The 11,181-nt window shown below is 55.5% G+C and carries 13 protein-coding genes and 1 tRNA gene; 10 read left to right on the top strand and 4 right to left on the bottom strand.

Annotated elements, in window-relative coordinates:
• Nucleotides 1-29: 29 nt before the first annotated feature.
• On the bottom strand, nt 30-800 hold the full coding sequence (locus ACR0AK_RS17195; RefSeq protein WP_480794245.1) for a hypothetical protein: 771 nt from the start codon (nt 798-800) through the stop codon (nt 30-32).
• 90 nt (nt 801-890) lie between these two features.
• Between ACR0AK_RS17195 and ACR0AK_RS17190 the strand changes: the two genes are divergently transcribed.
• The 5 genes from ACR0AK_RS17190 to ACR0AK_RS17170 all read left to right on the top strand — a co-directional run bounded on the left by ACR0AK_RS17190 (nt 891) and on the right by ACR0AK_RS17170 (nt 4,282).
• On the top strand, nt 891-1,094 hold the full coding sequence (locus ACR0AK_RS17190) for a helix-turn-helix domain-containing protein (RefSeq protein WP_239337603.1): 204 nt from the start codon (nt 891-893) through the stop codon (nt 1,092-1,094).
• 393 nt (nt 1,095-1,487) lie between these two features.
• Entirely contained in the window at nt 1,488-1,907 is a 420-nt protein-coding gene (locus ACR0AK_RS17185) for a ParB N-terminal domain-containing protein (RefSeq protein WP_480794244.1), read from the top strand.
• A 231-nt stretch (nt 1,908-2,138) separates the two neighbouring features.
• Nucleotides 2,139-3,461, top strand: a complete 1,323-nt coding sequence (locus tag ACR0AK_RS17180; RefSeq protein WP_480794243.1) for a site-specific DNA-methyltransferase — start codon at nt 2,139-2,141, stop codon at nt 3,459-3,461.
• Nucleotides 3,462-3,492: 31 nt separating this feature from the next.
• Nucleotides 3,493-3,876, top strand: coding sequence for a DUF5681 domain-containing protein (locus ACR0AK_RS17175; protein ID WP_480794242.1), 384 nt, complete (start codon nt 3,493-3,495; stop codon nt 3,874-3,876).
• Nucleotides 3,869-4,282, top strand: coding sequence for a DUF5681 domain-containing protein (locus ACR0AK_RS17170; RefSeq protein ID WP_480794241.1), 414 nt, complete (start codon nt 3,869-3,871; stop codon nt 4,280-4,282). Before ACR0AK_RS17175 ends, ACR0AK_RS17170 begins: the two co-directional genes overlap by 8 nt.
• Nucleotides 4,283-4,373: 91 nt before the next feature.
• Here the strand turns inward: ACR0AK_RS17170 and ACR0AK_RS17165 are convergent, their stop codons facing one another.
• On the bottom strand, nt 4,374-4,631 hold the full coding sequence (locus ACR0AK_RS17165) for a hypothetical protein (protein ID WP_480794240.1): 258 nt from the start codon (nt 4,629-4,631) through the stop codon (nt 4,374-4,376).
• Between the two features lie 182 nt (nt 4,632-4,813).
• Between ACR0AK_RS17165 and dcm the strand changes: the two genes are divergently transcribed.
• The 4 genes from dcm to ACR0AK_RS17145 all read left to right on the top strand — a co-directional run bounded on the left by dcm (nt 4,814) and on the right by ACR0AK_RS17145 (nt 9,085).
• Nucleotides 4,814-6,046, top strand: a complete 1,233-nt coding sequence (dcm, locus tag ACR0AK_RS17160; RefSeq protein WP_480794239.1) for a DNA (cytosine-5-)-methyltransferase — start codon at nt 4,814-4,816, stop codon at nt 6,044-6,046.
• A 31-nt stretch (nt 6,047-6,077) separates the two neighbouring features.
• Complete coding sequence (locus ACR0AK_RS17155) at nt 6,078-6,494, top strand: very short patch repair endonuclease (RefSeq protein WP_480794238.1); 417 nt, start codon at nt 6,078-6,080, stop codon at nt 6,492-6,494.
• Between the two features lie 18 nt (nt 6,495-6,512).
• Nucleotides 6,513-7,763, top strand: coding sequence for a type II restriction endonuclease (locus ACR0AK_RS17150; protein ID WP_480794237.1), 1,251 nt, complete (start codon nt 6,513-6,515; stop codon nt 7,761-7,763).
• A gap of 905 nt (nt 7,764-8,668) precedes the next feature.
• Nucleotides 8,669-9,085, top strand: a complete 417-nt coding sequence (locus ACR0AK_RS17145; protein ID WP_480794236.1) for a hypothetical protein — start codon at nt 8,669-8,671, stop codon at nt 9,083-9,085.
• 184 nt (nt 9,086-9,269) lie between these two features.
• Here the strand turns inward: ACR0AK_RS17145 and ACR0AK_RS17140 are convergent.
• Nucleotides 9,270-9,344, bottom strand: a tRNA-Gln gene (locus ACR0AK_RS17140).
• A 309-nt stretch (nt 9,345-9,653) separates the two neighbouring features.
• On the opposite strand from ACR0AK_RS17140, the gene ACR0AK_RS17135 reads away from it, so the two are divergent.
• The gene (locus ACR0AK_RS17135) at nt 9,654-10,562 is read left to right on the top strand and encodes a haloalkane dehalogenase (RefSeq protein WP_480794235.1); all 909 of its coding nucleotides are present in this window, start codon (nt 9,654-9,656) and stop codon (nt 10,560-10,562) included.
• A gap of 10 nt (nt 10,563-10,572) precedes the next feature.
• On the opposite strand, the gene ACR0AK_RS17130 is transcribed toward ACR0AK_RS17135, so the two are convergent.
• Nucleotides 10,573-11,094, bottom strand: a complete 522-nt coding sequence (locus ACR0AK_RS17130; RefSeq protein ID WP_480794234.1) for an SH3 domain-containing protein — start codon at nt 11,092-11,094, stop codon at nt 10,573-10,575.
• Between the last annotated feature and the right edge of the window lie 87 nt (nt 11,095-11,181).

Genomic DNA, 11,181 nt, shown 5'->3' with positions numbered 1-11,181 from the left:
CTGGTACAAGTTGTTGTTATCAGCGCAGATCATTGGGTTCGTTGCTTAGTCCAGATAGCGTAGTCCAACTGTCGTTCAGACCATTTGCTTTCTTGTTCGGCTAGAATGGTTATCACGCCTAGCATCAGTGATCTGGCAAACTCTGGCGTGACCCGCACGGGTTTCAGATCGAGCGCCTTTGCGATGTAGCGCTGAACCATCCGGTCAGGTTTAATCAGGTTGTCGTTACCTGCGAGCATCCGAAAGTAGTCAAATGAAATACCGCTTCCCTGACCCGGAATGCAGCGGACCTGCTTTTCGACCGTTGTTAGCCGGTTATCGGTAATGTCCCAAAAATCTTCGATCCCGTTTGCCTGCAATGCTTCAGCATACTGGCGAACTGCTTCGGCCTTCAGAATGCCTGAGCGGGTGGACGTGCGCTGTCGATTGCCGAAGAGGTCAGCGGCCATCTGGTCCGGCGTCAGGCCATCAAACAGCGCCAGAAACTTACTGATGGTGTGCTCGCCGGTTGAGCGAGGCGCATCCGGCGCCAGCGACTTCGTCCAGCCCTGGCGTTCGCAAAACCGGGTCACCGTGTTTGCGGTAGAGGTGTATGTGACGCCAATCGAAAAAACCGCATCGATTACACAAAGGGGCAGGGAGGCGTAGAAGAACTCCGCGGGCAGGGGCAGCGGTTTCAACCCGGTTTCGATGATGTACTCAGCGAGCTGCTTTGTCTGTTTCTCAATGGTAGCGTCAGGTCTTCCCGCGGTTGTTTCTGAAATCAGCATATCAATTCCCTTGTCGTCGATCAGTGACATCGACAAATGCTCGCTGCAAGATGGAAGTCTACATAAAATGTCACTGATCGTCTGTAGACGGATCGGCGACATCCCGTGCCTTTGGGGGTCATGGATGTTCGTAACCGTCTCAGTGGAAACATGCGGCGTCTGCGCCGGTCGAAAGACTGGTCGCAGGAAGAGCTTGCGCATCAGTCCGGCATCCACAGAACCTACATCAGTGACCTCGAACGCGGAGCCAGAAATCCCACAATAGAAGTGGTGGACAAGATAGCTGTCGCGCTGGGCGTACCCTGCGGCGAGCTATTGGACTGAGCCTAAGCCGAATCACGTCAGGGTTGAGAGGCCGCGGTAGGGTCTCGAGTGAACCGTTTGCCCGGTGCGAAATCACGGCGAAACCGGCCTGAATGTCATTTTTTGTATAAGCCATTTATAATTCTGGCACCTCTACCAAAAAAAATTCTTGAATTTCCCACCGAACTTTCCTTTCTGGAGTTCAGTAAGACGCATCCACCGGGTGATCTTGCCTAACAACGGAAGCTGGCTGGTTTGCTGAACCTGTCGGATGTCGGGCTCAGACCCGGCAATTCCGTAAGCGCCTATGAGGCTGCTTACGCATCAACGGAGTTAAGCGGTGACTATCACCGCATGATATTTCGAAGTCGCCGGATGGTCCGGTGGCAAATGGTGTGTGAGGAGTAAAAGCCCATGCCTGATAAAACCGGGGAAAAAGAACCCCCTAACATGAGAGACCAAACTCTCGCAAAGGTAGACTGGTGCGATCCGGACTGTCTCTTTCACAATTCAGGTGATGCCTTGCATCACACTGAAGAAGAGATTGATCGCTTTCGGCAGACTATCAAAGACTATGCCGGAGCTCAGCCCGTCGTCATTGATGGAAGCGGTGAAATCATCGCGGGTCAGGGGCGTGTCGAAGCAGCGCAATCGCTGAATATCGACAAAATTCCCGCCCTGAGCTTAGTCGATCTGTCTGGCGACGATATGGATCACTACATCGAAGTCCTGAAGCAATTCAGTGACTGTGTCGGCTGGTCCGCTGAAATGCTGCAGGTTGATTTGCAGGATCTTTTGTCGATCAGAAAGGAAATGAAGGAAGACGCGATTTAGCATTCAGATTCCGCTATTCGCGGATCGTCTGTAAACTCGTCGCGTATGTAACCTGAGTTAGAAAAGCGAAGTGATCGGTGGGGGGCCTGCCGATCTAGTGCCGGAAGATTCCGGCCCTTCGCAGGGATCTGCTGATCCGGCCTCTTCCTGAAACAGCGCAGACCGGTTCTCCGAGCGGAGATCTGATCTCTGTCAGGGCGAGCCGGCTGCGCACATCTGAAAGGCCCCATAATGGCTGACATTAAAACCCTGCCGGAGGAAACCCGGCTGAAGATCGTCTATCGTAAAACGGATGATCTCATCCCCTATGCCGGCAATGCCCGGACGCATAGTGACAAGCAGATTGATCAGATCACAGCGTCGATCCGGCAGTTTGGCTTTACCAATCCAGTGTTGATCGACAAAAAAGGCGGTGTCATTGCCGGCCACGGTCGCGTCGCTGCAGCTAAACGACTTGGCACCACCGAAGTGCCGACCGTTGAACTGGCGCATTTGTCTGATGCAGAACGTCGTGCCTATGTCATTGCTGACAACAGACTGGCCGAACTGGCCGGCTGGGATCGCGACATCCTGAAAATCGAATTCCAGGCGCTGGATGAGTTAGAGCTGGATTTTGATCTGGAAATCACCGGCTTCGAAACGGCCGAACTGGATCTGCTGCTGGATAACGACAATGAAGAAACAGCAGACCCGGCCGATGAGGTGCCGGAACCTGCTGCAGAGCAGGCTATCACGAAGCCCGGTGATGTCTGGAATCTCGGCACGCACAGACTGATCTGCGGCGATGCACGTGATCCCGAGACATATGCAAGCCTGATGGGTGACGATCGTGCGCGCGCTGTCTTTACTGATCCGCCCTATAACGTCAAAATAGACGGCCATGTCTGTGGTTCCGGTGCCGTGAAACACCGTGAGTTTGCAATGGCAGCCGGTGAAATGGATGCCAGCACCTTTACAGCCTTCCTGGAAGCGTCGCTCCGAGCCATGGCGGGTGTCAGCGTTGACGGTGCCATTCACTTCGTCTGCATGGATTGGCGCCACATGCCGGAGCTGCAGTCAGCCGGATCCAAAACCTATTCAGAGCTCAAAAACCTGATCGTCTGGGCCAAGACCAATGGCGGCATGGGTACGTTTTATCGATCGCGACATGAACTGATCTATGTCTGGAAGGTCGGAACCGCTCCCCATCTCAATACCTTTAGACTGGGTGAGAAAGGCAGATACCGGACGAATGTCTGGGATTATCCCGGTGTGAACAGCTTTGGCAGCAATCAGAAAGATCTGGAACTGCACCCGACGGTTAAGCCAGTGGCGCTGGTGGCGGATGCGATCAGAGATGTCACTCGACGCGGTGATGTCGTGCTGGACGGCTTTGGCGGATCCGGCACGACCTTGATAGCTGCGGAACGCTGTGGCCGCAGAGCCCGCCTGGTGGAGCTCGACCCGATTTATTCGACGTTACCTGCCGCCGATTTATGGCGCAGACAGGGCAGCAAGCTGTTCTGGCCTCCACTGGTGAGACATATGCTGAGATGGCCGCTCATCGCGCTTTAGAGGCTATGGCTCCGGCGACGGAGGCTGCAGAATGAGTGATCAGACCAAAACTCAGGTGGGCTATATGCGCCCGCCTGAAACCAGCCGTTTCAAAAAGGGAAAATCCGGAAATCCAAAAGGCCGGCCCAAAAAGCAGGACGATATTCTGTCTCTGACGCAAAAAGTGCTGAAGCGTAAAGTCAGGCCGAAGGGTGCAGAGAAGCAGATGCCCATCAGCGAAGCCCTGATCCGCAAACTGCGGGAACTGGCTCTGTCCGGTGATCGGCGTGCCATGGACCTGCAGCGGCGTATCCTGGAAGAAGCCGGTGCCGCTCAGGCTGCTGAGTTTGATCCGAAGGAGAAAAAGCAGCGGATCCTGAACGCGCTCCGGAAGATGGGTGTCAATGTCATCGACGATGGAGGTGGAAATGACTGACACTTACGACATCGGCTATGGCAAACCTCCAAAATCCGGCCAGTGGAAGAAAGGTCAATCCGGCAATCCGAAAGGTCGGCCGAAGACCCGTTCCGATCTGGTGAAAGACGCTGCAGCGATCCTGTCGGAGCCTGTTGCAGCTCGCACACCGGATGGCCGGACTGTGTCGCTGGACGGATATGAAGCTGCCTACCTAGCGCTCTGTCAAAAAGGTCTTAAAGGTGACGTGCCGTCCCTGATCAAAGCGTTCAACATCATGCTGGAGGTGCAGCCGGAAATGGATGCCAGAGAAAACCAGGGCAAACAGCGCCGCGAAGAGATACTTGCCAGGCTGGAAAAATGGGTGTCGATGTCAGTCGTGCAAGGCGCGCATCTGCGGATACCAGCTGAAAAGTTGCGCCACTGATTTTAACGTCCAGACACGGCCTGGTTCAGGGACGGCGGTGTTATACCTGTCGCCCCTGTCGAACTTAGTCCCAGGGGGGGGCGACCGGGTATCAGCGATACCAGTCAGCCAGTCGCTCTATGGCCCGTATGCGGGCGTCAGCGTGGCTCAGCAGGGCCTGAATGGATCGTATCAGATCTTCAGCCTCTTCCGCACCTATCTGCGGGTGCTGGCCCTTCAGGGCCAGCGAGGCCGCATCCTCCAGATTGCCCGTCAGCTTCGCAAAAACAAAACTGAGCTGTTCCCGGGTTGCGTCGTCCACGGCGGCAGTACGGCTTGCCGTGCCATGGAAGTCGAGCGAATTCTGCACAACCTTCGGATGTATCGCAAAATCGCGACGAGCATCCTGATGAGCCTCAGGTCCCAACCTGCGTTAACTTCAGATTCACCCCAATGTTTCCAGAATGTTCTTGCTTCGCGGGACTCTGGTCGCCATAGTGACAAAAAAATTCCCCGCGAAAATCTGAAGCGCGGGAGCAGAGGGCGAGCAGAATGACCGAATTTGAATTGTTGTTGCAGAAAACCGGTCATTCGGTTTCTGATGCCGCAGAAATCCTGGGTTATTCGGAAAGTCACATCTACCGCTGGAAACGCGGAGAGGAAACCCCGCGTGAGGGGGTTATGAACCTGCTGCGGATGGAAGCCGAAGCGCGCCAGCCTGATACATCAGGCGCCGCATTTTCGTTCATTGACCTGTTTGCCGGTATCGGCGGCCTGCGAAAAGCAATGGAGAGCGCGGGCGGGCGCTGTGTGTTTACGTCGGAATGGGATAAATACGCCCAACAGACCTACGACGCCAACTTCGCGGATAACCGCGCCATCGCGGGCGACATCACTCAAATCGAGGCCGAAGCGATCCCGGAACATGACGTTTTGGTCGCCGGGTTTCCTTGTCAGCCGTTTTCGATTGCCGGCGTCTCGAAAAAGAACGCACTTGGCCGTGCCCACGGTTTTGATGACGAGACCCAGGGTACACTATTCTTCGATGTGCTGCGGATCCTGAAACATCACCGTCCGGCTGCATTCATGCTGGAAAATGTGAAAAACCTGCGCAGCCACGACAAGGGCCGGACCTTTGAAGTCATCATACGTAAGCTCCGGGATGAGCTGGGTTATTACGTGCCCGATCCCCGGGTGATTGATGCGGCCCATTTTGTGCCTCAACACCGGGAGCGGATCGTTATTGTGGGGTTCCGTGAGGAGGTACCGTTCAGCTTCGATGATGTTGCTCTGCCGGCACGCGGAGCGCGCCGAATGCGGGACATTCTGCATCCGGAGAACGGTCTGGAGAATCCTGAAGGGCATTTCACGCTCGGCAATGATGCCACCGTCAGTGAAAAATACACCCTGACCGACAAGCTTTGGAAATACCTGCAGGACTATGCGGCCAAACACAAAGCTAAGGGTAACGGGTTTGGCTTCGGCCTTGTAGACGGAGACAGCATCGCCAGAACTCTTTCCGCCCGCTACTACAAGGACGGCTCCGAAATCCTCGTGAGCCGGGGTGAAGGCAATAATCCCCGCCGTCTGACCCCGCGCGAATGTGCCCGGCTGATGGGGTATCCGGAAGATTTCCGGATACCGGTCTCGGATACACAGGCCTACAAGCAGTTTGGGAACTCGGTGGCCGTGCCGGTATTTGCCGAGGTGGCGCGAATTATGGAGCCGCATGTCCGCGTAATCCTGGAAGGGCAGGGGACGATACCTGTTCGCAAAGCTGGCTGACGTCCACGACCGGCAAACCCGCAGCCGCAACATGGCGGCAATCCGGGGTGCGGATACCAAACCGGAACTGATCATCCGGCGCGGGCTTCACGCCCGGGGTTTCCGCTATCGCCTGCACAACCGAAAACTGCCGGGGAGACCGGATCTGGTACTGCCAAAGTATCAGGCCGTGATCTTTGTAAACGGGTGCTTCTGGCATGGTCATCAATGCCCGCTGTTCAAATGGCCAAAAACACGCGAAGAGTTCTGGCGGGGCAAGATCGGCGGGAATGTGCAGCGGGATCAGAAAAACCTTGCTGCCCTGCGGGCGGCGGACTGGCGCGTGGCAATCGTGTGGGAATGTGCCCTGAAAGGAAAAGGCAGGCAAAACGTTGCGGATGTGATTGACACGCTCTCGCAATGGTTGTCCTGTGGCGACGCGGAGCTTGATATTGAGGGGCTCCGGTAGCCATTCAGGGAGCAGTTTTTGTCCGGGCACGGTTTTCTGTCGAAGTATTTTGTTGGTGCCGGTGCAAAAGTCCTGCGCGGCACGGAAGTTGATCCCAAAGTGTCCCATGGCCATGAGTTCCAGGGCGTTGATGTATTCCGGGCGTTTGTCGGAACCCCGGAAGACCGGGAAAAGATCCCGGTCACCTATATCTGGATCGATGACAGTGGAGAGGATCCCATCAGGCTGAACCTGACCGGCTCCTGGTACAACAGCCGAAGGCGGCAACCACACCGGACAGCGGAGTACAGGCTGTACTATCCGGCGGCTTCGGAACCGGTTGTTTATCGCGCGACTGCCGGAGACACACTGTTTCTCTGTATGACTGCCGAACGCCACGTACTGGCCATTCTCTGCCCGGCTGGCAGTTCAATCGAACAACAACTCCTGTGGTTGTTTGGGCTGGCATTGACCGGGAACTATGAGCTCAGCCAGCGCGACATTGGTAGTGAAGGGGGCAGGGATGTTGATTTTGCCGCCCGGATCATTCTGGATGCTCTGGGCATTGAGCCGGAGGACGTCGAACCGCCCGCCTTCGAGCGGCTCGTTCACAAGTTTGGTCTGGCGTTCCCGTCGACTGCGAAATTCTCGAAATTCGCGCGTGACAGCCTGTCCGGAATTGATCCCGTCGGGTCTCCGGACGAAGCCCTGCTGGCCTGGATGGAGCATGAAGAAGCACTGTTCCGTTACATGGAACGCGAGATCGTCGCGGATCGGTTAAAGACAGGGTTTTTCGATGAAAGTGGTGCTGATGTGGATGGCTTTCTGAAGTTCTCGCTTGGGGTTCAGAACCGCCGCAAGTCACGAGCCGGCTATGCGTTTGGTCATCATACAGAGGCCATTCTTCAGGCTCATAACCTGCACTACAAACGTGAGGCCACGACTGAAAAACGCAACGCAGCTGACTTCCTATTTCCGGGCGAAGAGGAATACGCAAATACCAGCTATCCGGAAACCGGTCTCACGATGCTCGGTGTGAAAACAACCTGCAAAGACCGATGGCGCCAGGTTCTCGCAGAAGCCCGTCGGATTTCTGAAAAACATCTGCTGACTCTTGAACCCGCAATTTCCCGTGCGCAGACAACAGAAATGCAGGCTCAGAACCTGCGCCTTGTTTTGCCGTACGGGCTGCACGGGACGTATCACGCAGACCAGCAAATCTGGTTGCTGAGTGTCACTGACTTTCTCGATCTGGTTCAGAAACGCGGATCTGGAGATGTGTTGCTATGACGGGTTCACCTGAAGCTCTCAACGCTGGACGCACAAGAGATGAATGGGATCAGGAGCTGAGACGGCTCGAAGCCAGCCTGGGCCTGACCGAGGGCTTTAAACCGCTTTATTGCCCATGGTCGACCCTTAAAACAGGGCAAGTAGCCTTTTTGTCGCTCAACCCTGGCAGGGCTCCAGAAAGGGCAGAGATGCGTGTGGTGTAAGATGAGCGCGGAAACTCGTATGAAGTTGAGCACGATACAACGAAATCGCCGCTCACAGATCAGTTCCTGAAGCTCTGCGCTTTGATTGGTGTTGCACCACATGATAGTAATCACCGGTGTCGTCGCTCCGTTTCGGAGCGGCGCATGGGGTGATCTCAGCACCGATCAGAAGCGACGTTCTCTGGGTGCCGGGTTGGAATTTTGGCGAGAGCCATTGGCACGCAAAAAGGTGCGTCTGGTGCCGACGTGTTCGACGGAAGCAACGAAGGTGGCCGCAGCTCTTTTAAAGGCTTCGCCGGATTGTGAAATGCTCGCAGGTTGGGGCAACATCAAACTTCGCCGGTTTCGGTCGCCGGACGGGCGGATTGTTGTCGGGCTCCCGCACCTTTCACGATTTAGGCTGGTCGGCAGGCCTGTGTCTGAGGCCGCGATCCTGCGGTTACTAGTCAACACGTGAACTCCGGCCCATTCCGGCCATTGATCACGCCCTGCCTCGCCGCAATGCAGCTTCACCAAACCGGCCATTCGCTGCACAAGCGAGATATGGAGGCGGTTAAAGTCTGGACCGCGGACTTCCCCGACATTGAATTTTGGAGCTTCGCTGACGCAGCATCCCTTTGCATCGTCCGCGCGTTCTATGTTGCGACGCGGCATAAGCCGTGAGACCGGACATGGGCGGGTATACGACAGGGGTTCCTGACCGTGCAGCTGGATCTACAGGCAATGGCCCGGATGATCGAGTGCAGGGTGGATCAGGTCGATGCCGAAGAACTAACGATCCAAGCGCCATTCCGGATGCGCCGCAGAGGCGTAGAGCTGAAACTGCACTTGGGCGATCCGCCTCCTGAGATCGATCGGATACTTGTTCGCAACATCATCAAGGCACACGATTGGTTGGCGATGATTTTAGATGGCAGAACGTTCTCTGAAATCGCTGAATTGGAAGGTACTTCCATACGCCGGGTGCAGGATGTGGTCGATCTCGCAATGCTGTCGCCTAACGTTCTGGATGCCATCGCTGCAGGCGAACAACCTGACAGCCTAACCACGGATTACCTGATCAAGTCGGGATTCCCGGCTATCTGGTCAGATCAGCACAAGGAGTTCTCTGCGCTCTGATCTACAGACCCTCCCAAAATCACCAAACTCGTAACGCCGGAATCGCGAACTGAGACTGCGGCCCGAAATCGACCATTGTGGAGCCTAAACTCGGGTCTCAGCTCGAATAGCCGAATGACAACCTTCAGAAAACACGCGGTAATAGGCGATCAAATATTCAGTGCGTGATTTTTTGGGAATATCATGGCTGGGGTGGTAGGATTCGAACCTACGATACACGGTACCAAAAACCGCTGCCTTACCACTTGGCTACACCCCAACGGTGAGGCGCTGTCTACGATTGTTGATCGGCGGGTTCAAGACCTTTCCGACAAAAAAATGAGTGCGGTTTGAAAAAAAACGAAAGGGGCCAATTACAGATCTGAGAGCCGCTTGTTTTTGTAGGAGTGGTGTTCAATTCTGCTGTGATCGGGTCCTTTTAGTTTGCCAAGAGGTTTGTGTCGCGATGGGGCGTACTTGGAACCTGTCCCTGTGGTAAGCGCGTTCTGAAACCCAATTGTTCGCAAAAGGTTAGGTGCGTGAAGGTCCCGTGTGGCGACCCGAGGTGGAAAAATTTGAAAGGAAGAGCATGAAGTTTTTACGTACGCCAGATACCCGGTTTGACGGCCTTTCAGAATACCCGTTTGCACCAAATTACACGCAAGTGGATGACACCGAAGGCGGACAATTGCGGGTGCATTATGTGGATGAAGGACCGATCGATGCCGATCCCGTATTGATGATGCATGGTGAACCTAGTTGGTCTTATCTTTACCGGCATATGGTTTCGGGATTCGCCGCACATGGTCATCGTGCTGTTGCGCCGGATCTGATTGGATTCGGACGCTCCGACAAGCCAACCGAACGAAGCGACTACACATATGAGCGGCACGTCGGTTGGATGGCTGAATGGCTGCGCAAGGCAAACCTTCGTAACATCACTTTGGTTTGTCAGGACTGGGGTGGGCTGATCGGGCTTCGTTTGTGGGCCGAGATGCCGGATCGGTTCGCGCGTATCGTCGTTGCCAACACTGCGCTGCCGACTGGCGATCAGCCAATGGGCGCTGCGTTCGAGAACTGGCGCAAGTTCAGTCAGGAGGTCCCGGTATTCCCAGCAGGTGGTATTCTGAAAGGGGGAACTGTTTCGCCCATGTCCGAAGACGTTATCGCAGCCTATGATGCCCCATTTCCAGATGAGAGTTACAAGGCCGGGGCACGGCAGTTTCCGATGCTGGTTCCGGCGACGCCTGACGATCCGTCCTCGGGTCCGAACCGGCAGGCGTGGGAAGTGATCCGGGGGCTACAGACGCCTGTTCTCACCGCATTCGGGGCCGATGATCAGGTCATGGCAGGGATTGATACTGTGTTCCAAAAGCTGTGCCCGGGAGCAGTGGGGCAGCCCCATGTGATCTTGCCGAATGCGGGGCATTTCTTGCAGGAAGACGTTGGTCCGGAACTGGTCAAACTGACCTGCGATTTTATCGCGCGTACATCCTGACCTGCAAAGGCTATTCTCGGATTTCGGCAGGGTCGACGCCCCAAAGGTTTGTTTTCTGCGCCCATCCGCGATATCCGCCCGCAGAAATCTGGCACCAGTCCAGCGAACAACTTCCCAGGCGCGCGACAACGCCCGTTTCAAACTGTGCGCTGATCGGCGTATTTGCGTCGGGGCTTGTGTAAACGGTCAGTAATTCGGCGTCGACCAACACCGTTCGAACACCTGACAAAAGGGCATAATGCACCCATCCTCCTGCTCCGTCACGGTCCTGAACCCTGCGCCAGTTCCCGTATTCTGCGGTGATCTGCAGCGGCATACCGCGCCGTTTGAAAACCCAGTCGATTCGGTGGGTCAGGGATGGGCCGCGGCGCACATTGCCTTCGGCGGCTTTCATCGAAACGAACCGTGGGAGGGGTAAGTTTGTAACGGGGCCACGTTTATCCTGCGCGCTGGCAGCCAAGCCACCAAACACCGTTAGGAAAACAGCGAATGCCGCCGAAACAAGGCGCTTTACGGGTAGAAAACCACTCACTTACTGTCTGCTCTTGTGCCTGTTGATCTTGCTTCGAAAAAAGGTCGACTCAATGCCTATGGGGTTCTTGTGCCCCGCCTTATCCTG

It is taken from the genome of Ruegeria sp. BI12 (genome assembly GCF_056537985.1).
Note: the sequence above shows the minus strand (reverse complement) of the source record. Positions and strands in the feature narration are given on the sequence as shown.